We start from the raw sequence: 23,506 nt of genomic DNA, 5'->3' as shown, positions 1-23,506 counted from the left end.
CTCCACCCTTCGCCCGGCCGGCGCGCACTGCCAGGGCCGGTGGTCCCGTCGCTGACCTCCATCCGGGGCGTGCCTGATCGCGCCGGCCCGCGCGTGCGGCCGGTCGCCGGACCCGGGTCATCGGTCGGCGTGGGCCGGTGTGGAGGTCTGCTCCGTCTCGGCGCCGGCCGGCCGGCCGGCGGTGGTTGCGGCGAGCTCGGCGATCAAGGCGGCCGGTGACTGCGCCCGGCCCCAGGCCGCCCGCTGCCGCTGGGCGCCGGTGCCCCGGGCCGCGAGCAGTTCGAGCAGCTGGGCCACCGTCCCGCCGTCGCCGAACGCGTCGAGGGCGTTGCCGGAGTGCGTCACCAGGCGGCTCACCATCGTCCACGGATCGACGGGGTCGCCGGTGAACGGGTCGATCGCGGGCCCGGCGAGGCCGTGCCGGGCGGCCGCCTCGAGGCCGCGGCGGATCGCCTGCCGGGAGGGGTGGCACACCGGGCTCCCGGCTGACGCGGCCCTGGCCTCGGTCGCTACGAGCGCCCGGATGAGCACGGCCACCAGGACGGCCGTGTCGACGTCGGGGCAGACGTCGGGCACTCGGATCTCGACGGTCGGGAACCGCGGCGACAGCCGCGCGAGCAGGTACACGCTCCGCTCGTCGAGCGCGGCACCGCGGGCGAGCAGGCCGTGGATCGCACGGTCGTAGGCCGCTGCCGCGTCCCAGACCGACGGCGGCCGGGCGGTCGGCCAGAGGGTCACGACGGAGTAGCGGCGGCTCGCCCATCCCGTGTCGTGCGCGTTCTCCAGCGGCGAGTTGGCGCTCAGGGCGAGCAGCGTCGCCAGCCACGGGCGCAGCCGGGCGAGAACCCGCACCCCGAGATCGCGGGAGGGCATGCCGACGTGGACGTGGCAGCCGCAGGTGCCCGACAGCGCCGTGAGCGCCGGATTGCGCCGGGCCAGCTCGCGATAGCGCGGCACGTCGGTGAGGGCGGCCAGGCCGGGCACCCCGTACGGTGAGACACCGCTGGCGACCAGCCGGCAGCCACAGGACCGGGCGGCCTCGGCGCTGAGCCGGCGCAGCCGGGTCAGCTCGCCGCGCAGCTCGCCGGCCGAGTCGCAGACCCGGGTCACCGTCTCGAACTGGAAGCGCATCAGCTCGGCGTGCGGCCAGGGTTGCCCGTGCAGGAGGCGGAGCATCTTCGGCGCGGCCGGCACCGGCCGCCCGTGGACCGGGTCCAGCAGGAGGAACTCCTCTTCGACGCCGAACGTCACGGGTCGCATCCCGATCGCCTCCTCCGAAGTGCCCTTCCCCTCCTCACCGCATCGCAACTGCCGGCGCGCGGCCAGGGCCGGATGACCGGGAGGCGATGCCGGGTTACCCGGCCCGGCGCGGGTGCTCGGCGGCGGATCCATCGCTGAGGTAATGCACGTACCAGGAGGCGGCGAGTCCGGCCACGGCCGGCAGCGCGCCGGGCTCCTCGAACAGGTGACCCGCGCCGGGCAGCACAACGAGGCGCTTCGGGCCCCGAAGCTGGGCCTCGGCGCGCCGGTTCAGCTCGAGCACCAGCGGGTCGGCTCCGCCGACGATGAGCAGGGTAGGCACGGTGACCTGGGCGAGGCGGTCCTGTGCCAGGTCCGGTCGGCCGCCGCGGGACACCACCGCCGCGATGCGCAGGTCGGGATCGCTCGCCGCCCGCAGCGCCGCCGCGGCACCGGTGCTGGCGCCGAACAGCCCCACCGGCAGGTGGGCCGTGGCCGGCCACTGCTGAACCCGGCGGACGGTGTCGGCCAGCCGGTCGGCCAGCAGCGCGACATCAAAGACGTTGCGGCGGTCCTGTTCCTCGTCGGCTGCCAGCAGGTCCAGCAGTACGGTCGCGAGCCCGGCCGCGCGCAGCTGGCGGGCCACCGCCCGGTTGCGCGGGCTGTGCCGGCTGCTGCCGCTGCCGTGGGCGAACACGACCACACCGCGCGGCCGTGGCGGCACGTCGAGCTCGGCCTCCAGCGTCACCGCACCGGCGCGTACCGTCGTCCGCACCTCGAGCGGCGGCCGGGCGGCGACGTGCACGCCGGGCGTCCGCCGGCCGGCGCGGTCGAGCAGAGCGGCCACCGCGGCGTCCGTGGCCGGGGTGAAGTCGTCGTAGTGTCGGCCTACCGCCAGGAACGGGTCCGGCATCCCCAGGCACACCACTTCGTCGGCGGCGGTCCCGAGACCGGAAACCGTGTCGGGGGCGCCGACCGGGATCGCCACCACCACCCGTGCCGCTCCCCACTTCCGTGCCACCTGGCATGCCGCGCGGGCCGTGGCCCCGGTCGCCGCCCCGTCGTCGACGATGATCGCGGTCCGGTCCTGGACCGGCATCCGTGGCTGGTCCCCGCGCAGTTGCCTGGCCCGCCGCGCCACCTCGGCCCGGGCGGCCTGCTGGGCGTCGGCCAGGTCGGCGTCGCTCACCCGGCACGCCGTGACGACGCCGGTGTTGACGATCGTCGCGTCGTCCTCCCCGACGGCGCCCATCGCCAGCTCGGGATCACCCGGCACACCGACCTTGCGCACGATGATGACGTCCAGCGGCAGCCGCAGCGCCGTGGCGACCTCGAACGCCACCGGCACCCCGCCTCGCGGAAGACCGAGCACCACCGCGTCGGCGTCCCGCCACCGGGTCAGCCGGCGGCCCAGCGCCCGGCCGGCGACCGTCCGGTCCCGGAACGACAGTTCGGTCATGCTTCCACGGTGCACGCCCCGGACCGCCGCGGTCAGAGGCTGAGGACCCGAGGAGGTTGTGCTACCGGCCCGATATGCCGGCCGCCTGGCGTCAGCCCACGGTGGCACCGACCAGTTGCCCGACGCCGAAGGTGACAGCCATGGCCAGGGCGCCACCGCCGACCAGCCGCCCAACCGCGCGGGTGAGGCCGGCCGAGCCGAGCTTGGCGCTGACCGCACCGGTGACGGCGAGGGCGAGGACGACCACGACGAAGGTGACCGCGACCCGGATGTTCGGCGGCGGCAGCAGGATCGCGACCAGCGGGAGCAGCGACCCGATGGTGAAGGCGAGCGCCGAGGCTCCCGCCGCGTGCCAGGGGTTGGTCAGGGCGTCCGGGTCGATCCGCAGCTCGGCGTCGGCGTGCGCGGCGAAGGCGTCGTCGGCGGTGAGCTCCTCGGCGACCTGACGTGCGGTGGCCCGGGTCAGGCCCTTGGCCTGGTAGATCGAGGTCAGCTCGTCGAGTTCCTGGTCGGGGGACTCGGCGAGTTCGGTGCGTTCCTTGGCGAGCAGGGCCCGTTCGGTGTCGCGTTGGCTGCTGACCGACACGTATTCGCCCAGGGCCATGGAGACCGCGCCGGCCACCAGCCCGGCGGCCCCGGCGGTGGCGATCGGGCCGCTGGACAGGGTGGCTCCGGCCACCCCGACGACCAGGCCCGCGGTCGAGACGATGCCGTCGTTGGCGCCGAGGACACCCGCGCGTAGCCAGTTCAGGCGTCCGGACAGCCCGCTGGTGTGCGGTTCACCGGGATGAGACATGGCCGTGTGCTCCGTCCCTGGTCTGCATGAGGACCATCGTGCCCCGGTTCGCCGGGCCGGGGCAGAGGCGACCGGCCCGTTGCGGACCGGCTCCTCCGGCGGTCAGTCGCCGTCGGGCCGGCCGGCGCCGTCCTGGATGGGTGCGGAGGTGAAGCCGTCGGTCCATGCGGCCTTCGAGCCGGAGTCGCCGATGCGGTAGGTGTCGAAGACGGCGAAACCGGCGATGACCACGGCCAGCACGGTGACGATCCTGGTGAGGGCGACCGAGAGCGGCGCCAGGTAGGCGCGCCGGCGCTGGTCGTCACGGGTACCAGGGCGACGACGAGCACGGAGAGGATGGCGTTCGGGCCGGCGAGGCGCCGGCGTGCCGCGGGCGAGACCGCCGTCAGCACGAGCAGCAGGGCGGCGAGCGGGAGCAGGACCACGATGGCGTGCACCAGCAGGATGTGCGCCGGTAGTCCGTTGACGGTGCCCATGGGAGTTCCTTCCGAAGCGGCAGGGAGGCGACGCGGAGCGGTGGCAACAGCCGGCTCGGCGTCCGAATCCTCCTATTTTCGCCGGAGGTGCTGGGTCTCCTCAGCCGAACGCATCATGAACCAGCGAACGTGATCGGCGCTCAGTCGAGCGGCGCCGTGGACTCGCGGATGATCAAGCGGGGGCCGATCGCCTCGACGCCGGAGCCCAGCGTGCCGTGGATGGCGGTGAACAGGCGCTGGGCGGCGAGGCGGCCCAGTGCCTCGAGGTTCATGTCGATCGTGGTCAGGGGTGGGCGGGCGTTGACGGCCAGGATGGGCCAGTTGTCGAAGCCGATGACCGCGACCTGGGCGGGAACGGTGAGCTTCTCCTGGTGCAGGACGTCGAGGACACCGCGGGCGATCTCGTCGGAGCCGGCGAAGATGGCGTCGATGTCCGGGTCGCGTTGCAGCAGCAGGCGGGCGGCGCCGCGGCCCCACGCCTCGGACCAGGTGCCGAACCAGACCTGGTCGCCGGCGAGCGGGAGCCCCTCCTCGGCGAGCCGTTCGAGGGCGCCGCGGGCGCGGTCGTGCGCGGCGCCGTAGGAGGGGTCGCCGGTGATGTGGGCGATCCGCCGGCGGCCGTGGCGGATCAGGTGGTCCACGGCCATTCGGCCGCCGCCGACGTTGTCGGTGACCAGCGACAGGTCGGCCGGGTCCGCCGAGGGGGAGTAGGCGTAGATCACCGGTACGGGCAGGTCGCGGCCCAGGGACGGCCGGGCGTCGGGGCGGGCACCGACGACGATCAGCCCGTCGACCCGCCGCGACAGCAGCGCCCGCAGATGGTGGCGTTCGCGGAGGTCGTCGCCGCGGGCGTCGCACAGGAACACCGATGTCTGGCCGGAGCCGAAGGCGTCCTCGGCGCCCATGAGGATCGGGATGGAGAACCGGCCCTCGAGGTCGGAGGTGAGCAGGCCGACCGTGCCGCTGCGCTGCGTGATCAGCCCCTGGGCGAGGGTGTTGGGCGAGAACGACAGCTGCGCCGCGGCCTGCACCACCTTGGCCCGGGTCTCCGCGCGGACCTGCGGCTGGTTGTTGAGCGCCTTGGACGCGGTCGCGATGGAGACGCCGGCCAGCTTGGCGACGTCACGCAGCGTGGCTCGGCCGGTGTGCTGTGGACCGTCCGCAGTGGAGTACTGCCCGGCCGAACCCCTTGACAACGGTTTTTCCTCCGTATTACGTTTTTGAAAACCTTTTCGGTCTTCCGCTGACTCCCCGGAAAACGCCTGCAGCTGCCCTGTCCTGCGCGGTATCGCGGGACCAGGTTACCTGGCGCGATGTCCTGACCGAAACGGCCCGAAACTTTCTTCGGAGGACATGGTGCGGTTCGACATATCCATCCCCATCCGCAGGACGATCGCCGGCCTCGCTCTGGCAACGCTGCCCATGACCGCGCTGGTCGCCTGCGGCGACGACGACAAGGGCCCGGGTGCCGCGCCCGCCGCGGCCGGTGTCGACGGCGTCGACGACGGCTCCGAGCTGACGCTGTGGACCCGCGCGCCGCTGGAGCTCCAGGCCAAGGCGCTGGTCGACGGTTACAACGGCAGCCACAAGAACCAGGTCAAGCTCACCATCGTGCCCAACGACGACTACGTGTCCAAGGTGGGTGCGGCGGCCGGCAGCGGCGACCTGCCCGACCTGTTCGCCGCGGACATCGTCTACGTGCCCAACTGGGCCAAGGCCGGCCTGTTCGCCGACCTGACCAGCAGCATCGCCCAGCTGCCGTACGCCGACAAGATCAACAAGGCGCACCTGGACGCCGGCACGTACGAGAGCAAGAAGTACGTCCTGCCGTTTGTCCTCGACCTGTCGGTCATGTTCTGGAACAAGGACCTCTACCGGCAGGCCGGCCTCGACCCGGAGCAGGGCCCGGCGAACCTCAAGGAGTTCAAGGACCAGGCCATCGCCGTCCAGAAGCTGAACAAGCCCGGCGTCAACGGCACCTACTTCGGCGGCAACTGCGGCGGCTGCAACGTCTTCACCTGGTTCCCGATGGTCTGGGCCAGCGGCGCGGAGGTCATGAACCCCGAGGGCACCGCGTCGCTGCTCAACGGGACCGCGGCGAAGCAGGTCTACGCCACCTGGCGTGAACTTCAGGCGGCGGGCGCCATCGCCCCCGGCGCCAAGGACGAGACCGGCGCCACCTGGGTCGCGGCCTTCCAGCAGGGCAAGATCGGCGTGATGCCGTACCCGGCGACGCTGCTGCCCACCGCCGACAAGACCGTCAAGGTCGGCGTGGCACCGATCCCCGGCATCAGCGGCGGCGCCTCCACCTTCGTCGGCGGCGACGGGATCGGCGTCAGCAAGGACGCGAAGAAGACCCAGCAGGCCTGGAACTTCCTGTCCTGGATGATGTCCGAGAAGGCCCAGGTCGAGGTGCTGGCCGCCAACAACACGTCGGTCGCCCGCAGTGACCTGACCGGCAACAGCTACTCGGCCAAGGACCCCCGCGTCGCCCTGATCAACGAGGTCGCGGCCAACCCCCGCAGCAAGGTGCCGGTGGCGATCAACTTCCAGCAGGCGTTCAACGCCCCGGGCAGCCCCTGGGTCACGCTGTTCCGCAACCAGGTCTACGGCGACGCGTCGACGCTGGACAAGGACAACGAGGCCGTCACCCAGGTTCTCGGCCAGCAGTGACGGTACGAGGCCGCCTCCCCGCCGGGTGGGCGTACGCCGCACCCACCGCCGTGTTCGTCCTGATCTTCTTCGTGATCCCGATCGGGATCGTGGCCCGCATGTCGGTCTCCGACTGGAAGCTGTTCACCGGCGACCGGGGCTGGAACTCCGGGAAGAACTTCCAGTCCGCCCTGGACGACCGGCTGCTGTGGCCGGCGGTGTGGTTCACCGTCAAGTACACGGTGGTCACCACGGTCATCCTGCTCGCGCTGGCCCTCGGGCTCGCCCTGCTGGTGCAGGAGTCGACCCGCTGGACCGGCTTCCTGCGGACGTCGTTCCTGGTGCCCTCGGCCCTCGGCCTGGCCTCCGCCTCGCTGCTGTTCTACGCCCTCTACTCCCCGCAGAGCAGTCCGCTGCTGGGCTTCACCGACCAGCCGATCTCGTTCCTGGGCACGCCGGTCTCGGCACTCTGGTCGACGGTGGCGCTGATCGTCTGGCGTTACGCCGGCTTCTACATGCTCCTGCTGCTGGTCGGGCTGCAGAGCATCTCCGGTGACGTCTACGAGGCGGCGCTGCTCGACGGCGCCAACCGCCGGCAGACGTTCCGCCGCATCACCCTGCCGCTGCTGCGGCCGTCCCTGGCGCTCAGCACGATCATGTGCGTCACCGGCTCGCTGCTCGCCTTCGACCAGTTCTACATCCTCACCAAGGGCGGCCCGGACAACAGCACGATCACCATCGTCCAGCTCGTCTACAACTCCGCGTTCCAGGGGCGCAACGACCTCGGCCGGGCGGCCGCGCTGTCGATCCTGGTCCTCGGCGCCCTGCTGATCATCAATGTCGTGCAGTTCCGAGGCCTGCGCGGCAAGGAGACCTGATGCTGCGCACCCCCTCGCGTGTGCTCACCGGCGCGCTGGCTCTGCTGTTCCTGTCCCCGCTCGTCTGGGCGACCGTCGCGTCGGTCAGCCCGCAGGCCGGCACCGCCCAGAACCACGGCTGGGGCCTGGGCAACTACGAGACCCTCGCCAACTACCAGGCCGGCATCGGCCAGTACCTGCTCAACTCGACCGCGGTGTCGCTGATGACGGTCGCGTTCACCCTGCTGGTGTCCGGGCTCGGCGGCTACGCCTTCGCGATGTTCACCTTCCCCGGGCGTAACGCCCTGTTCCTGGTCACCCTGGCGATCCTGATGGTCCCGTACGCGACCCTGCTCATCCCGCTGTACGTGCTGCTCAACGGCCTCGGGCTGCAGAACTCGCTGGTCGGGCTGTCGCTGGTGCTCACCATGTTCCAGCTGCCGTTCGCGGTGTTCATGATGCGCATCTCGTTCGAGGCGGTGCCGGGGGAGCTGCGCGAGTCGGCGCTGATCGACGGCTGCGGCAACTTCCGGGCCCTGCTGCACGTCCTGCTGCCCGCGGTCCGGCCCGGCCTGGTGACCGTGGGCATCTTCGCCTTCCTGGCCGCCTGGAACGACTTCATCACCCCGCTGGTGCTGATCAGCGACTCGGCCAAGGCGCCCCTGCCGCTGGCGGTGGCGAACATGCGCCAGCAGGTGATGGGCATCGTCGACTACGGCGCCACCGAAGCCGGCGTGGTCGTGCTCGCGCTGCCCTGCATCGTGCTCTTCCTCGCCCTCCAGCGGCACTACGTCCGCGGGTTCATGTCCGGCGCACTCAAGGGTTGAAACACGTGACAGTCGACGAAGCACCCAGCACCACCCGTAACGACAAGGCCACGCCCGCCGCACCCAGCACCGGACGACTGCAACCGCTTGGCCTGCGTGAGGTCAGCCTGCGGCCCGGGTTCTGGCAGCAGCGTCAGGAGACCAACCGGGTGGCCTCCCTCGAGCACATCGAGCAGTGGCTGGAACGCGCCGGCTGGCTCGGCAACTTCGACGCGGCGGTCGAGGGCCGGCTGCCCGGCGCCCGGCGCGGCCGGGAGTTCTCCGACACCGAGGTCTACAAGCTCCTGGAGGCCATGGCCTGGGAGTACGGCCGCACCGGCGACACCGCCCTGGACCGGCGGTACCGGGCCGTCGTGCGCCGGGTCGCCGCGGCCCAGGAACCCGACGGCTACCTGAACACCAACTTCGGCCGGCCCGGCCAGGCCCCGCGCTACAGCGACCTGGAATGGGGACACGAGCTCTACTCGTTCGGCCACCTCATCCAGGCCGGGGTGGCCCGGGCCCGCACCGCGGGGCCCGACGAGCTGTTCCGGGTCGCCGTGCGCGCCGCCGACCACGTCTGCGCGGCGTTCGGCCCGGACGGGATCGCGTCCGTGTGCGGGCACCCGGAGATCGAGCCCGCGCTGGCCGAGCTGTACCGGGTCACCGGCGAACGCCGCTACCTCGACCAGGCCCGCCTGTTCGTGGAGCGCCGCGGCCACCGGGTGCTCGCCGACATCGAGTTCGGGCGCGCCTACTTCCAGGACGACGTTCCGGTCCGGGAGGCTGAGGTCCTACGCGGGCACGCCGTGCGGGCGACCTATCTCGCCGCCGGCGCGGTGGACGTGGCCGTGGAGACGGGGGACACCGAGCTGCTCGACGCCGTGACCCGGCAGTGGCGCACCACGGTGGCGCGGCGCACGTACCTGACCGGGGGCATGGGCTCGCGGCACCAGGACGAGGCGTTCGGCGACGACTTCATGCTGCCGCCCGACCGGGCCTACTCGGAGACGTGCGCGGCGATCGGGTCGGTGATGCTGAGCTGGCGGCTGCTGCTGGCACACGGCGACCCGGCGTACGCCGACCTCATCGAGCGCACGCTGTTCAACGTCATCGCCACCTCCCCGGCCGACGACGGCCGGGGCTTCTTCTACACCAACACCCTGCACCAGCGGACTCCCGGCACCGAGCCGGCCCCGGACGCGCTCCTGCCGCGGGCGGCGTCCAGCCTGCGCGCACCCTGGTTCGCCGTCTCCTGCTGCCCGACCAACCTGGCCCGCACCTACGCGAGCCTGGCCGCCTACCTGGCGACCGTCGACGACGACGGACTCCAGATCCATCAGTACGCCGCCGCCACCATCCGCACGACCCGGTACGGCTGCGAGATCACCACGGGCTACCCCGACGAGGGGCGCATCACCGTCCGGATCACCGAGACACCCGAATCCCCCTGGACGCTGAGCCTGCGCGTGCCGAGCTGGGCCGCCGGCGCCACCCTCGACGGCCGGCCGGTGTCGCCCGGCTGGGCCCGGGTGCACCGCCGCTTCCACCCCGGCGACGTGGTGGTGCTCGACCTGCCCGTGCAGCCCCGCATCACCGCGCCCGACCCGCGCATCGACGCCATCCGCGGCTGTGTCGCCGTCGAACGCGGACCGATCGTGCTCTGCGCCGAGTCCGTGGACCTGCCCCCGGGCGTCGACCTGAACGCTCTGCGGGTGCTGCCGCACGCCGAGGAGCGCGACGGTGTCGTGGTCGTCGCCGGCCGTACGGTCCAGCCGCAGGCATCCGGCTGGCCGTACGGTCCCGCGTCAGAAAGTGTCGTCAGCGGGCCCCTGGACGTCCCGTTGCGTCCCTATCACCGATGGGCCCGCCGTGGCCCCTCGACCATGCGCGTCTGGCTCCCCCTCGCCGGCGGGCGAACCGACCCCTGACCTCACCTACGTCAGGACAGGAAGCTGCCGTACGGGCCGTTGAGGATGCCGTTCTTCTGGCTCTGGCTGAAGGTGCAGTTCGGGTAGCCGTAGAACGACGCGGACATGCAGGTGCCGTCGGTGGAGGTGGCGTCCGGAAGCCCGAAGGCGTGGCCGAGTTCGTGCACCATCCCGCCGTACCAGCGGGGCATCGGCTCGGTCTTGCCGGCCGCGCCGTCGGCGTCGTGGCCGCTGAGCAGGACCCAGCCGGGCTGAGCGCCGCCGCCGGACCGGCCGACCTCCTCGGCGCTGGCCTCGGCGACCATCAGCCAGCGGCTGTCGGGGTTGCTGAGGCCGAAGCGTTGCTGCAGCTCGCCCTGCATGTTGAAGATCACGCAGGCGTAGCGGTCGCCGCCGGGGGTGCAGTTGTTGTTGATGTACCAGTTCGTGTCGTGCAGGCCGTTGACCACTTCGACGGTCGGGCTGTTGAGCGTGAACGTCTTGCCCAGTTGCTGCTTGAAGAAGCGCTGCGCCTCGACCATCACGCCGGTGATGCCGGTGGGGTAGCGCTGGTCGAACGCCACGTCGGAGGGCTTGAGCCAGAAGACGCGCACGGTCCGGACCGGCGGGGTGCCCGGCGGCGGTGTGCTGGGTGTGTCGGTCACGCCGCCGGTGCAGGCCACGCCGTTGAGCGTGAAGCTTGTCGGCGCCGGGTTGACGGCGCCCAACGCGCCGTTGAACCCGAACGAGGTGCTGCCGTTGGTGGCGAGTGAGCCGTTCCAGCTCACGTTGGTGACGCTGACTGCGCTGCCGCTCTGGGTCGCCGTGGCGTTCCACGCCTGGGTGACCGTCTGCCCGCCGCCGAAGCTCCAGCGCAGTGTCCAGCCGGTGACCGGGTCGCCGAGGTTGGTCAGCGTCACGTTCGCGGTGAAGCCGCCGGCCCACTGGGCGCCGATCGTGTAGGTGACCCGGCATCCGGCCGCCGCGGCCCGGGCGGTGGCCGCGGTCGTCAGCCCGCCGGCCGCCAGGCACAGGGCCGAGGCTGCGACGGCCAGGCCGGTCCGTCGTCGTTGTGTCCGCATCTCACACCTCTCGATACTGGTCGACGTCAGTAGCCGTAGCGGTTCTTCAGGTGCCGCCACCAGTCCCGCAACATCCAGGCGTCGAAGTCGGTGATCCGGGTGGCGCTGCCGGCCTGCATCAGGAAGCCGCCGACTCCGGACGGGGTCCAGTCGTAGAAGTCGTCGAGGCCGAAGCTGTGCCCCATCTCGTGCAGCAGGATGTGGATGTTGTCGGAGTCCAGGGCGCCGACGTAGTACTCGCTGCCGATGCGCTGGCCCCAGTCACCGCCCGCGCCGCCGCCCATGCCGGCCGTCAGCCACAGGGACATGTCGTAGTGGTGGGCGGCCCCGCCGGGGCAGTTCGGGTAGGTGCCGGCCTGGTTGAAGAACCGGCCGCACGGTTCCGAGCACTGCGGGGCGTTCTCCCGGATGTTGTTGACGTAGACGTCGACCGACGAGTCCGTCCACTGCAGAGTCGCCCGGTCCCGGACCGCCCAGCCGACGACCTTGACCGGGACCGTGGCGTACGGCCAGCCGTTGTGGCCGGCCATCACGTCCATCCACTTCTTGAACTGCCGGGCCAGCGAGGCGTGGATCCGGTCGCGCAGGGCCGCGCTCACCGGCGCGCTGCTGTCCCACCGTACGCAGTAGTTGATGCTGCCGCCGTTGGCGAAGACCTGGTCCCAGCCGTAGTTCCGGAAGCCGTACAGGTTGGGGTAGGTCTGCTCCTGGTGGGCCCAGACCTGGTTGAGCGGGGTGACCAGGCCGGCCGGCGGGTTCCAGCCGGTTCCGGTTCCGGTGCCGATCGCCGTCGCGTACGTGCGCACCTCCAGCAGGCCGACCGACGCGGTGCCGCTCTGCAGCACCACCCGGAGCCGGCTGGTGCTGACCTGGTTGAAGGTCACCTCGTTGTAGCGGTTGGCCGCGACCGGGTAGCCGTTCGCCGCGGCGACGTCGGTGTAGGCCGAGCCGGTCCAGTACTGCAACCGCCACGACGCCGGCAGCCGGACGCCACCGTTGTCGTCGAAGAAGTACACGTCGGCCGAGCGCAGGGTCTGCGCCGTGGGCCAGGTGAGCAGCACCCACTGCTCCCCGGTGGCGGGCCAGGTGCCCCACCGGCGGTTGACGGTGTCGTTGGACGTGCTCGGGTCGATGCCGTCGTTGACCGCCGCCACGCTCTCCCAGGAGGACGTGGTCGACGCGGTGACCGTGGCCGTACGGGAGAGGTTGTCGCTCTGTCCCGGAGCGGCGACGGCCGCGGCCGGTGTGCCGAGCAGCAGGAGCAGGGTGGCGGCGGCGCAGGTCCGCAGTCTCATGACAGGGCTCCGAACTCGAGCAGGCCGGTGGAGAAGCCGGCGCGGGAGGTGAACGACAGGCGCAGCCGGGTGGTGCTGACCGGGGTGAAGGTCACCGTGTTCGCGGTGTTCGCCGCGACGCCGCAGGCCGTGCCGCCGGGCACGTTCGCCCAGGCGCTGCCGGTCCAGTACTGCACCTGGCACGACGCGGGCAGGTCGATGCCCTGGTTGTCGTCGAACCAGTACGCGGTGGCCTGGCGCAGGGTCACCGGCGTGGTCCAGTCGTACTGCACCCACTGGGTGCCCTGTTCCGGCCAGTTGCCGTAGACCGGGTGGCTGCGGTCGGCCGAGTTCGCCGGGGTGAAGCCGTCGTTGACGGCGGCGAGGCTCTCCCAGGCCGAGACGTAGGACGTCGACCGGCTCGCGGTCAGCGCGTGGTTGGTGACCGTCGGGCCCGGTCCGGTGCTGGTCTGGACGACCTGCTGGATGGTGCCGTCGGCGTTGAAGGTCATCCGGTCGACGGCGACCGAGCGCCGGAAGTTGCCGCCGCCGGGCGCGTTGGCGTTGTGGTAGACCATGTACCACTGGCCGTTGAACTGGGCGACCCCGGCGTGGTTGGTGGTCGAGGACACCTGGCCGAGCACCACGCCGCGGTGGGTCCACGGGCCCATCGGGTTGGTGGCGGTGGCGTAGCGCTGGCAGGCATAGCTGGAGGAGGTGACGCAGCCGTTGGTGTCGTTGGCGGCGTAGATCATGTAGTAGAGGCCGTTGCGCTTGAACATGAACGGCGCTTCCCAGTAGTTGCTCAGCCCCACCGGGGTCTGCACCGCGCCGACCGTGTCGATCATGTTCGCGGCCAGCCGGACCATCCGCGGGCTCCAGTAGCCACCCCAGTACAGGTAGGCCTGGCCGTCGTCGTCGACGAACACCGTCGGGTCGATGTTGAGTCCCGAGGAGTTGGCGGTGCTGTCGCTGATCAGCGGCCCGCCCTTGGCGTCGGTGAACGGGCCGAGCGGGCTGTCGCCGACCGCCACGCCGATGTTCATCCAGCCGGCGCCGTTGCCGTTGACCGAGGTGTACCAGTAGTAGCGGCCGTTGCGCGGTTCCACCTCGCTGGCCCACGCGTCGGCGCCCGCCCAGCCGAACGTCGCGATGGACGCGCGCGGGCCGCTGTCGGTCCAGTTCGCAGCGTCCGTTGAGGACAGCACCCGCCACTCGCGCATGACGAAGTTCTGGGTCCCGGCGGGCGCCTCGTCGCGGCCGGCGTAGATGTACATGGTGTTGCCGACCACCAGCGGCGCCGGGTCGGCGGTGTAGACCGAGGTGATGATCGGGTTGGCGGCGTGCGCCGGCAGCGCCGCGATCGGTGCGAGCACCAGCAGCAGCGGGAGCAGCAGCACCAGGGGAGTGCGGTAGCGCATCAGATTCCCTCTCCGTGCAGAGCGGCGATGTCGGTGGCGGCCAGCGCGCGGCTGTAGACCCGGAAGTTGTCCACGGCGGCGGCCAGATAGGGGTCGGTGTACTGGGAGCGGCCGATCCAGTTGCCGGTGGTCGGGCCGAGGTCGGCCGGCCCCAGCGTCATGGCGGCGTTGCGGGCGACCTCGGCGCCGTTGACGTACAGCACGCCGAGGGTGCCCGCCTTGGTGACGGCGACGTGCACCCAGGCGCCGGTCGGCAGGGCGGCGGGTGCGTCGATGCGCTGCTCGCCGCCGGCGCCGGTGGCGGTGATCGCGAACCGGGCGGTGCCCGAGCCCGAGCGCGGCGTCAGGAACATGTTGGCCCCGGTGCCGTTGCCGAGGTCGAACACCCGCGACCAGGTGGTCGCGGTGGTGATCCGCACCCAGCAGGCGATGCTGAAGGCGGTCGCCCCGGCCAGGAGGCCGGCCGGCAGCGCGACGTGGCTGCTGCCGCCGTTCAGCAGGACCGCGTTCCCGGTACGGCCGGACGTCCACGTTCCCCCGGTGACGGTGGCGGTCCAGCCGTTACCGGTGGCGTCGGCCGCCGTGACGCCGCTGGTTTCGTCGAACCGGTAGTGCGCCACGAAGGCCGGCAGCGGCGGGCCGCCGGTCACCGTCCAGTAGACGGTGTACCGCTGGCCGTGCATCCGGTGGAACGGCAGCAGCGACACGCCGTTCGCGGTGTACTGCAAAGGATCCGCCGTCGGTGTGAGAGCCGTCGGGTCCAGAGTGGGCAGTGCGGACAGGTTGGTGGTGCCGTACGCGCCGGCCAGCACGATCGGGCCCACCAGCACCGCCTGCACGGCCGGGTTGTCGGGGGTGGCCGCACGGCGCAGAGGCATCGGCAGGCTGACGTCGACCACGTCACCGGAGACGAAGGTGCGGTCCAGGACCGCGTACGTGCCGGGGGCGGCGGGCACCGTCAGCGGTGTGCCGTTGAGCCGCAGCTGCGCGCCCGCCGCCCAGGAGGGGATGCGGACGCGCAGGTCGATGCGGCCGGCGCCGGTGATGGTGAGCCGGGTCGACGGCTGCTGCGGGAACGCCGTCTCCTGCCGTACGGTCAGGTCCCGGCCGGGCCAGGTCAGCACCGACGGGATGAACAGGTTGACCCAGAGCCGCTCGGCGCCGTCGTGGAAGTAGATGCTCTCGCCGTACTTGGTGTTGCTCTCCATGCCGGTGCCGTGACAGCAGACGAAGCTCTGGTAGTCGTTGCTGTAGGTCTTGATCCCGCCGGCCCGCAGCGGCACGTAGTAGCACTGGAAGCCGTGCGCCGACGCCGGGTCCTGCGAGGCCAGCACGTGATTGTAGAGCGCCCGTTCGTAGTAGTCGAAGTAGTCGGCGCGCGCCGGGTCGGTGCAGAACAACTGCCGGGTGAGCTTGAGCATGTTGTACGAGTTGCAGCACTCCGCCGTGGTGTCCGACAGCTCGGTGGCGATCCGGCCGGGCGCCTTGAAGTACTCGCCGTTGGAGTTCCCGCCGATCACGTACGTGTGGTCGCGGGTCACGATGTCCCAGAAGTTCGCCGCGATCGTGCGGTACCGGGTGGTGCCGGTGGCGTGGTACTCGCGGATCGCGCCGAGCGCCTTCGGGATCTGGGTGTTGGCGTGGTAGTTGTTCAGGCTGTCCACCCCGGCGGCGAGCGGGTCGAAGACCTCGGCGTGGTCGAAGTGCTGGGCCGCGGCCAGATGCGCCGGTTCCCCGGTCACCTGGTACAGGTTGGTCAGCACCTCGTTCATGCCGCCGAACTCGGTGTCGAGCATGTTCTGCCGTTGCGCCTGGGTCAGCCGGTCGTTGCGGGCCTTGACCCAGGAGGCCATGCCGCGCAGCACGGTCAGCGCCTGCGCGTTGCCGGCCAGCAGATGCATGTCGAGCAGCCCGGCCATGATTTTGTGCAGCGTGTAGTAGGGCGCCCAGACCGCCTGCCGGGCCTCCACCCGGTCGATGAAACTCTCCGGGAACGCGCTCAGGTAACCGGCGGTGAACCCGGCTGCCGCGGCGCGGGCCTGACACTGGGCCAGCACCGTGACGATGCCGTCGCCTTTGGTCCGGAACGCGGTGGTGCCGGTGGACGCGTATGCCTGGGCGAGCGCGGTGAGCAGGTGGCCGGTGGTGTGGCCGCGCAACTCGGTGGTGGGGGACTCCCAGCCGCCGCACGCGGTGGCCGAGGACGGCAGCCCGACGTTGAGCCGGAACGTGTGCAGCAGCCGGTCCGGGTCGAGGAACGTCAGGTACGCGTGCGTCCGGGCCTGGTTGGCGGCGAACGGGCTGCCCGCGGGCAACCGGACGGCACTGAGCGGGAACGGGTAGGCGGAGACACCGGTGTCGGGGCGGGCGCCGGCCGCGCCGCCGAGGGTGAGCGCGCCCGTGGCCGTGCCGCCGAGGATCGCCGTGCCGGCGGCGCCGGCCCGCAGCAGGGTCCGGCGGGAAACGGAAGGTGCTTTCGCGGGCTTCACGGCCCGTACGCCTTGACCTCGAGCAGGCCGACCGAGCCGGCCCCGCTCTGCAGCACCACACGCAGCCGGGTTGTGCTCACCTGACTGAACGCGACCCGGTTGTACTGGTTGAGGCCGATGGTGTACGCGCCGGTCGCGGCCACATCTACATAGGACGTGCCGGTCCAGTACTGGAGTCTGTACGAGGCCGGCAGCCGGACGCCACCGTTGTCATCGAAGAAGTAGACGTCGGCGCTGTCCAGGGTCTGCGCGGCCGGCCAGGTCAGCTCGGCCCACTGCTCCCCAGTGTTGGGCCAGGTGCCCCAGCGCGGGTTGACGGTGTCGTTGGACGAGGGCGGGTCGATGCCGTCGTTGAGCGCGGCCACCGACTCCCACGCCGACGTGTACGACGCCGCCGGGGTGGCGCCGCCGGCCCGGTTGACCGGGCCGGGGGCGGGACCGCCGCCGCGGCCGTACACCTGGAGCTCGGTCAGCCCGGTCCGGTAGCCGGACGCGTGGGTGACCTGCACCCGGACCCGGGTGGTGTCGACCGCGGCGAAGCGGACCAGGTTGTAGTTCGCCCGCGGGGTGCCCGGTGTCCTGACCGCCGAGGCGACCGCAACCCAGGCGCTGCCGTTCCAGTACTGCACCTGGTACGCCGACGGTGGCCGGTACCGGTTGGTGGCCCGGTCGTTGCGGAAGTACAGCCGCAGCTCGTCGATCCGGCGGGTCTGGCCGAGATTGACCTCCAGGGTGTCCGAGCCGTTCGGCGAGCCGTAGGTGCCCCAGATCGGTTCGTTGATCGGGTAGCCGTCGACCGCGTTCGCCCCGGCCGTGCCGCCGGCGGTGTAGGAGGCGGTGGTGGCCGCGCCGCGGGCGTAGTTGGGCAGCGTCGAGGTGAGGTCGGTGCCCGCCTTGGCGAACATGTCGACCATCCGGTCGCTGCTCTGCACGACCTGGGCCGGCGCCTGGATGCCGCCGACCGCCGTGCTGAAGGAGACCACGCCGCCGGCCGGCAGGGTGACCGCGCCGGTCGCCGGGTTGTAGAGCACCCGGGTCAGCCGGTCCACAGTGAACGCCCGGGTGCCGTTGAGGAAGACCGAGTAGCCCTGCGGGATGCCCGGGTAGCGGGTGACCCCGTCGGCCGGGTCGTCCCAGACCACCGACAGGTCGGCGTTGCGGTAGCGGATGTTGTTCGCCGCGAAGTGCGACCAGCCGATCCCGATCGGGCTCAGCTCGACCTGGTTGTCGGTGCGTGGCCGCAGCCCCATCACGTCCTCGATGACCGTCCAGTTGCTGCTGCCGAGGATGTTGTGGTGGATCCAGGACCGGTAGTCGATCGTCCTGGTGCCGGCGTTCCAGTCGGCCCAGAACTCGTTCGCGTCCGGCCACCGGGTGTCCCCGCCGACGTACTGCGCCCAGGCGTTCCAGTAGAGCAGCTTCTTGTAGTCCTCGGCGCTCATCCACTGGTTGGGGTAGTTGCGCAGCACCGAGGAGTAGAGCCGGAACTGCACTGTGGAGTTGATGGTGGAGAAGTTGTTGCTGCCGGGCGAGCCGGCCGCGGCGGCCGCTGCCTTGTCCTTCTGGTTCGCGGTGAAGAACGGGAAGATCGGGTACTCGGCCGGGTCGGCGTACAGCCGCAGGGCCTGCTTGTACTGATCGGTGTTCGGGATCGCGCCGACCGAGAACGGGTAGTAGTTGTTGATCTCCTTCCACGGCACCAGCGTGTTGGTCGCCACGTGCCGGTGTTCGAAGACCTGCCGGGTGGGGTTCCACAGCACGTTGACGATCGCGGCGCGGACCCGCTCGGCGAGCGCCCGCAGCTCGGTCGCCTTCGCGCTGTTGCCGGCCACCTCGTACGCCTGCGCGGCGGCCAGCGCGTTGCTGTAGACGTACGCCGACTCGGTGCGGTCGAACTGGCCGGCCCGCCAGTGGAACGACACGGCGTCGGCGTCGTTGCCGGTCAGCGCGCCCCAGTCGTACTCGATCAGGCCGTTGTTGTCGTGGTCGTAGTAGGACAGCTGGCCCTTGACGTCACCCTCGGCGTATCGGGCCAGGTTGCCCGCGATGGCCGGCTGCCCGCCGTGGATCTGGTACGCCTTCCACGCCGCCTCGGAGACGTACTGGGTGTAGCTGTTCGACCAGTTCTCCGGGTCACCCGGGTTGTCGACGAACCGGCCGCCCTTGGAGACCTGCCCGACCGACAGCCACGGCCCGTAGGAGTACGCCGGATCGCGCAGGTACTTCAGGTCGTCGATGTGCATCGGCTGGGTCAGCACGATGGCGTTGTTGTAGCCCAGCGCGCCCTCGACCGAGGTGGGGAACTGGAAGTCCTGCCCGGGGATGTCCACGTCGAGGTAGTTGAAGCGCATCAGCCACCAGCGGTAGTAGATGTTCTTCTTGAGGGCCGGCTCGGGCACGTCCAGATAGGGCACGTTCTGCGCCCACCACCGGTTGTACTCGCGCACGTGGGTGGCGAAGGCAGTCGCCGCCGAATACCCCCGGTAGGCGGTGTACTCGGTCAGCGACTCCGGGATCTCGTTGGTCACGAATCCCATCAGCACCTTCGTGGTGACGGTGGCCCCGGCGGCGACGGTGACCGACCGGTTGAGCCCGCCGCTGGTGGCGGTGAACCCGTCGGCGGACAGTCGTGGGTAGAGCGTGGTCAGGTTGTTCCTGGCGCTGACCTGCCCGGTCAGCTCGTTGCCGCTGCCGGTGGTGGCGTAGGGGGAGGTGACCCGTAGCTGCACGGTGGTGGCCGTGCTGCCGGTGTTGGTGACGGTCAGGTTGGCGACGGCGACGTTCTGGTGGGTGATGAACTTCGTCTGGTCGATGCGCACCGAGCCGCTGGTGTGCACGCTCCTGAAGTGGCTCGGTGCCTGCCGGCGTTGCGCCACCTGCTCGGTGAAGGTGCCCGGCGACGCCGTCACCGTGAACGCGCTCTGGTCGTTGATGCTCTCCCAGTACGCGACCTGGCCGCCGAAGCCCAGCGTGCCCGGGTTGTGGGTCTTCATGAACAGCCCCCGGCCGCGGCTCATCAGCCAGGTGCCGGCCGGGTCGTTGCCCTGCCGGGCCAGCAGCCGGTCCATCCAGTAGTCGGTGCCGGCGCTCTCCGCGTCGAAGATGGCCGCCATCGTGTTGCCGGTGCTCAGCCCGACCGGCGGCGCGGGGATCGTGGTGCCGGAGAAGACGGGATAGCCGATGGTCTGTGCCGCGTACCCGGGCGTGGGGGCGGCGAGCACGGTGGCGACGGTGGCGGTCAGGACGATGGTCAGCGCGGATGCCAGTCCAGGTCTCCAGCGGGCGTGCGGCATCGCGTCACCTCCGGTTTCTCCGAGGGGATAAGGGGTGGCCGGACCCGCGTCGTGAGCGGACCGCCGCGGCCCAGCGGCGACACGGCTCCGAAATATCCGAAAACCTTTTCGGAAAATCCTGGCAGCGGGTAAATCAATTGTCAACGGTCTATTTCCGGGCTGTTTCATGATCGTGCGCGGCTGGCGCCGGTGCCGGGCCGCCGTTACGCTTGCCGAAACTTTTCGGAGGGCAGTCCATGGCACGGCGGCGGTCCGGGGTCACGTTGTCCGACGTCGCCGCGCGCGCCGGCGTCTCGGTGGCCACCGCCTCCAAGGCGCTGAACGCCCGCGACGAGGTCGCCCCGGCGACCCGGCAACGTGTCATCCTCGCGGCGGACGAACTGTCCTTCCAGCCCAACGTGCTGGCCCGCGGGCTCATCTCCGGCAACACCCGGACCATCGGCCTGCTCACCGACGAGTTGTCCGCCGCCCGGTTCACCATCCCGGTCCTGCTCGGCGCCGAGAACGCCCTCGGCAACGAGCAGATGAGCGTGCTGCTCTGCGACGCCCGCGGTGACGCGATCCGCCGCCGGCACTACATCCGCACGCTGCTCGCCCGGCAGGTCGACGGGTTCATCGTGCTCGGCGACGCCAACGACATCCGGCCCTCGCTGACCCGCGACATCCCGGTCCCGGTGGTCTACGTCTACTGCGAGTCCGACGACCCGGCCGACGTCTCCATCGTGGCCGACGACCCGGGCGGCGCCCGGCTCGCCGCGCAGCACCTGGTCTCCCTGGGGCGGCGACGGATCGCCCACATCACCGGCGACCCCACGTACCGGGCCGCCCGGGACCGCGCCGCGGCGCTGCGGGAGGTGCTCGACGCCGCCGGGCTCGAGCCCGCCGGCGAGCCGATGTTCGGCCAGTGGTCCCAGCGCTGGGGCCGGCACGCCGCGGCCGCGCTGCTCGCGTGCCACCCCGACGTCGACGCGATCTTCTGCGGCAGCGACCAGATCGCGTACGGGGTCACCGAGGCGCTGCGCGACCTCGGCCGCTCGATCCCCGGCGACATCGCGGTCGTCGGCTACGACAACTGGGAGGTCATCGCCGCGGAGTGCCGGCCGCCGCTGACCACGGTCGACCTCAACCTGGAACAACTCGGCGCGTCCGCGGTCCGGCATCTGTTCGCCGCCCTGGACGGGGCGCCGAGCTCGGGAGTGATCCGCGAACCGACCCGGCTGGTCGTCCGCGAGTCCACCGGGATCGCCTCGGCGCCCGGAGGCGTCGATCGTGTTGTGATTCACTAGCACCCATGGCCTCGTGTCCGCCCTCGTCCGCCCGAGTGCCCCGGTGACCGCTGGCCCGGCTGCGGCCACCCGGCCGCGCAACCGCAAGCAGCTCATCGTCGAAGCGGCCGGCCAGGTGTTCAGCGAGCGGGGCTACCACGCGGCTTCCATGGAGGAGATCGCGGCCGGCGTGGGCATCAGCGCGGCGGCGCTCTACCGCCACTTCCCGAACAAGTACGCGCTGTTCGCCGAGTGCGCGGACGTCATGGTGGACCGGCTCGTCGCGGCGGTCGACGAGTCGCCGCCGGACGCGTCGCTGCGGGAGGTGCTCGCCGCCGTCACCCGGGTCACGGCCGCCCACCGCGCGTCGGGTGGGCTGTACCGGTGGGAGGCCCGCTACCTCGAGCGCGCGGATCGCCGGCTGCTCCGGAGCAAGTTCGCGCACGTGGTGAGCCGGGTGGCCGAGATGGTGCGGCGCGAGCACCCGCTGCCCGACGAGCGCCTGCGGGCCGTGGCGGCCCTGGGTGCGATCGGGTCCATCACGATGCATCACAGCTCGATCGGCCAGCGCCGGGCCGAGGAGCTGCTGCTGGCATCCGCCATGGGCGTGGCCGGAACCGATCCGGCGGCGGCCGCGGGCAGCGCGCGCCTGGTCGAACTGCCTGCCCAGCCCGTGCCGCGCACCCGGCCCGCCGAGATTCTGGCGGCGGCCGTCCCGTTGTTCGCCCGGGACGGGTTCGCCACCGTCACAACCGCGCAGATCGGTCAGGCCGCCGGGCTCGCCCCGTCCGCGATCTACCGCCACTATCCCGGCAAGGTCGACATCCTGGTGGCCGCGTGCCTGCAGGCGGCGGGCCTGCTGGCCCAGGCGGTGGACCGGAGCCTGCACCGGGCGGCGGACCCGCGTCAGGCCGTGGTCGCGCTGGCGGCGGCGTACGTGGCCTACAGCTTCGAGCACAACGCGCTCACCAGCGTCGCCGAGGCGGAGGCCGCCGGCCTGCCGGCTGACCTGCGGCGGCCTCTGATCGTCGCGCAGCGTGAGCACATCGCCGTCTGGGAGCAGCAGGTGCGGAGGGTCCGCCCGGAGCTGGACCCGCGCCAGGCCCGGCTGCTGGTGCACGCGGGGTTCGGTGTCGTGGTGGAGGCCGGACGCGCTCTGCGATGGCAGGACGCCCCCGGCCACCGGGACGCCGTGACCGCTCTGGTCATCGGCGCCCTGACCCGGTGAGAAGGGACCACGGGTTCAGGAGCCGGGCCGGTTCCCCGTCGGGATGGTGATGGGGGTGTAGCTCGGCGAGGTGCCGTTGTTGAGGAACAGCATGGCCAGGCCGCGCACGAGCTGGTCGAACAGGGAGAACCCGCTCGGCATGATCGGCGACAGCCCCTCGCGGAACGCGACGTACGCCGGCCAGCCGAGCTCGATCAGGCCCCGCGACGCGTAGTCGCGCGGCAGCCGCAGCCAGTCGCCGATCCTGTCGCTGAGCAGGTAGCGCACGAACTCCCGTTGGAAGCCCTTGGTGACACCCAGGTCGACCTGCGAGGTCAGTCCCAGCAGGATGTCCGCCAGGTTGATGCCCTCGGGTGTCGGCGCGAGGAGCGGGGTCAGCACGTAGGACGACTGCTCCTTCGCGGCGGCCCAGGTCGCGGGGATGAAGTCCGCCCGCACGCCCAGCAGGTGCAGCGCGACCTGCCACATGTGCAGGAAAGCGTCCTCCTCCGCGGGCGAGATCCGGATGCCCCAGGACTTCAGCTTGCCGTACACGAAGGTGCCGAGGCTGTGGAAGGTGATCAGGATGTCGCCGTTGCTGATCGGGATGAAGTCCTGGTCGTCGGTGACCGCGCGCCAGGCCGCCGACTGCGGGAGCAGGTGTCGCACGGCGGCGTGGGTCAGGCGCGTCTTGTTGGAGGTGACCACGAAGTGACCCGTGGGCTGAAAGGCGTCGAGCGCGCTCAGGTCGTAGCCGTAGGTGAAGGTCTTGGCCGCGCGCGACTTCATCTCGGCGCCGCCCGCGGAGTAGTAGACGTTGCGGGCTTCCCGCGGGATCACGGTGCTCATGATTCCGCTTCCCAGGCCGTACAGCAGGAACAGGTACATGCTCATGCGCTTGTTGAACTGGGCGGCGCGGTTCAGCTTGCTCCGGTCGGCCCACGACGGCAGCGTGTTGACCTGCCGGAGGTAGGCGACGAGGTCGGCGGGCAGCCCGCCGGGCAGCGGATCGCCGTTGCTGACCCACGACGCGAACGCGGTGTTGACGGCCGGGATCTGACCGTGCTCCAGGAGCGAGGCGACGAGCGGGTCGGTGGCGTCGTCCCACACCGACCACGGGTCGGTGACCGAGTCGGTCGCGGCGATCGAGCCGGCGGACGACCACGCCCACGCCGTGGCGGGGTCTGCCACACCCGCCAGGCCCAGCGCGGCGCCGAGGGTCAGTACCCGTCTTCTGCTGAGATTCTGCATTAGCTTACCTCTTCCTGATCGGCCTTATG

Annotated in this window: 17 protein-coding genes and 1 pseudogene; 6 read left to right on the top strand and 12 right to left on the bottom strand. The window is 71.4% G+C overall.

The features are described 5' to 3' along the window. Nucleotides 1-117: 117 nt before the first annotated feature. The 6 genes and pseudogenes from ACIBQZ_RS27685 to ACIBQZ_RS27660 all read right to left on the bottom strand — a co-directional run bounded on the left by ACIBQZ_RS27685 (nucleotide 118) and on the right by ACIBQZ_RS27660 (nucleotide 5,100). Nucleotides 118-1,260 carry a glutamate--cysteine ligase gene (locus ACIBQZ_RS27685; protein ID WP_396091712.1) on the bottom strand — a complete coding sequence of 381 codons (1,143 nt, stop codon included), beginning with the start codon at nucleotides 1,258-1,260 and terminating at the stop codon, nucleotides 118-120. A gap of 94 nt (nucleotides 1,261-1,354) precedes the next feature. After that, nucleotides 1,355-2,014 carry a dienelactone hydrolase family protein gene (locus tag ACIBQZ_RS27680; protein ID WP_396091823.1) on the bottom strand — a complete coding sequence of 220 codons (660 nt, stop codon included), beginning with the start codon at nucleotides 2,012-2,014 and terminating at the stop codon, nucleotides 1,355-1,357. Between the two features lie 201 nt (nucleotides 2,015-2,215). Then, nucleotides 2,216-2,698: pseudogene (locus tag ACIBQZ_RS27675) on the bottom strand (phosphoribosyltransferase family protein); the annotation flags it as partial. A gap of 91 nt (nucleotides 2,699-2,789) precedes the next feature. Next, on the bottom strand, nucleotides 2,790-3,494 hold the full coding sequence (locus tag ACIBQZ_RS27670) for a VIT family protein (protein WP_396091711.1): 705 nt from the start codon (nucleotides 3,492-3,494) through the stop codon (nucleotides 2,790-2,792). 102 nt (nucleotides 3,495-3,596) lie between these two features. Continuing rightward, the gene (locus ACIBQZ_RS27665) at nucleotides 3,597-3,734 is read right to left on the bottom strand and encodes a hypothetical protein (RefSeq protein WP_396091710.1); all 138 of its coding nucleotides are present in this window, start codon (nucleotides 3,732-3,734) and stop codon (nucleotides 3,597-3,599) included. A 376-nt stretch (nucleotides 3,735-4,110) separates the two neighbouring features. Beyond that, nucleotides 4,111-5,100 (bottom strand): LacI family DNA-binding transcriptional regulator, encoded by a 990-nt coding sequence (locus tag ACIBQZ_RS27660; RefSeq protein ID WP_396091822.1) that lies wholly within the window; start codon nucleotides 5,098-5,100, stop codon nucleotides 4,111-4,113. 292 nt (nucleotides 5,101-5,392) lie between these two features. Here ACIBQZ_RS27660 and ACIBQZ_RS27655 point away from each other — a divergent pair, with 292 nt between their 5' ends. The 4 genes from ACIBQZ_RS27655 to ACIBQZ_RS27640 are packed head-to-tail and all read left to right on the top strand — an operon-like array spanning nucleotide 5,393 to nucleotide 10,216. Continuing rightward, entirely contained in the window at nucleotides 5,393-6,643 is a 1,251-nt protein-coding gene (locus tag ACIBQZ_RS27655) for an ABC transporter substrate-binding protein (RefSeq protein WP_396091709.1), read from the top strand. Next, nucleotides 6,640-7,500, top strand: a complete 861-nt coding sequence (locus tag ACIBQZ_RS27650; RefSeq protein WP_396091708.1) for a carbohydrate ABC transporter permease — start codon at nucleotides 6,640-6,642, stop codon at nucleotides 7,498-7,500. The genes ACIBQZ_RS27655 and ACIBQZ_RS27650 overlap by 4 nt, the downstream gene beginning before the upstream one ends. Continuing rightward, a complete protein-coding gene (locus ACIBQZ_RS27645) occupies nucleotides 7,500-8,306 on the top strand; it encodes a carbohydrate ABC transporter permease (protein ID WP_396091707.1) in 807 nt (268 codons plus the stop codon). Before ACIBQZ_RS27650 ends, ACIBQZ_RS27645 begins: the two co-directional genes overlap by 1 nt. Nucleotides 8,307-8,311: 5 nt before the next feature. Further along, on the top strand, nucleotides 8,312-10,216 hold the full coding sequence (locus tag ACIBQZ_RS27640) for a glycoside hydrolase family 127 protein (RefSeq protein ID WP_396091706.1): 1,905 nt from the start codon (nucleotides 8,312-8,314) through the stop codon (nucleotides 10,214-10,216). Between the two features lie 11 nt (nucleotides 10,217-10,227). On the opposite strand, the gene ACIBQZ_RS27635 is transcribed toward ACIBQZ_RS27640, so the two are convergent. From ACIBQZ_RS27635 to ACIBQZ_RS27615, 5 genes are read right to left on the bottom strand one after another with little or no spacing between them, the layout of a single operon-like run. Further along, a complete protein-coding gene (locus ACIBQZ_RS27635) occupies nucleotides 10,228-11,277 on the bottom strand; it encodes a cellulose binding domain-containing protein (protein WP_396091705.1) in 1,050 nt (349 codons plus the stop codon). 26 nt (nucleotides 11,278-11,303) lie between these two features. Then, complete coding sequence (locus ACIBQZ_RS27630; protein ID WP_396091704.1) at nucleotides 11,304-12,572, bottom strand: cellulose-binding protein; 1,269 nt, start codon at nucleotides 12,570-12,572, stop codon at nucleotides 11,304-11,306. Then, a complete protein-coding gene (locus ACIBQZ_RS27625) occupies nucleotides 12,569-13,972 on the bottom strand; it encodes a glycoside hydrolase family 43 protein (protein ID WP_396091703.1) in 1,404 nt (467 codons plus the stop codon). Before ACIBQZ_RS27625 ends, ACIBQZ_RS27630 begins: the two co-directional genes overlap by 4 nt. After that, nucleotides 13,972-16,461, bottom strand: coding sequence for a beta-L-arabinofuranosidase domain-containing protein (locus tag ACIBQZ_RS27620; protein ID WP_396091702.1), 2,490 nt, complete (start codon nucleotides 16,459-16,461; stop codon nucleotides 13,972-13,974). Before ACIBQZ_RS27620 ends, ACIBQZ_RS27625 begins: the two co-directional genes overlap by 1 nt. Then, on the bottom strand, nucleotides 16,458-19,754 hold the full coding sequence (locus ACIBQZ_RS27615) for a discoidin domain-containing protein (protein ID WP_396091701.1): 3,297 nt from the start codon (nucleotides 19,752-19,754) through the stop codon (nucleotides 16,458-16,460). Before ACIBQZ_RS27615 ends, ACIBQZ_RS27620 begins: the two co-directional genes overlap by 4 nt. A gap of 236 nt (nucleotides 19,755-19,990) precedes the next feature. Between ACIBQZ_RS27615 and ACIBQZ_RS27610 the strand changes: the two genes are divergently transcribed. Together ACIBQZ_RS27610 and ACIBQZ_RS27605 are read left to right on the top strand one after the other, a co-directional pair. After that, a complete protein-coding gene (locus ACIBQZ_RS27610) occupies nucleotides 19,991-21,040 on the top strand; it encodes a LacI family DNA-binding transcriptional regulator (protein WP_396091700.1) in 1,050 nt (349 codons plus the stop codon). 43 nt (nucleotides 21,041-21,083) lie between these two features. Then, nucleotides 21,084-22,247, top strand: a complete 1,164-nt coding sequence (locus ACIBQZ_RS27605; RefSeq protein WP_396091699.1) for a TetR/AcrR family transcriptional regulator — start codon at nucleotides 21,084-21,086, stop codon at nucleotides 22,245-22,247. A 15-nt stretch (nucleotides 22,248-22,262) separates the two neighbouring features. On the opposite strand, the gene ACIBQZ_RS27600 is transcribed toward ACIBQZ_RS27605, so the two are convergent. After that, a complete protein-coding gene (locus ACIBQZ_RS27600; RefSeq protein WP_396091698.1) occupies nucleotides 22,263-23,477 on the bottom strand; it encodes an oxygenase MpaB family protein in 1,215 nt (404 codons plus the stop codon). Nucleotides 23,478-23,506 lie beyond the last annotated feature (29 nt).

Origin of the sequence: Actinoplanes sp. NPDC049599, assembly GCF_044465625.1 — a bacterium.
GTDB lineage: Bacteria > Actinomycetota > Actinomycetes > Mycobacteriales > Micromonosporaceae > Actinoplanes.
This window is presented reverse-complemented; position numbering and strand designations above follow the sequence as displayed.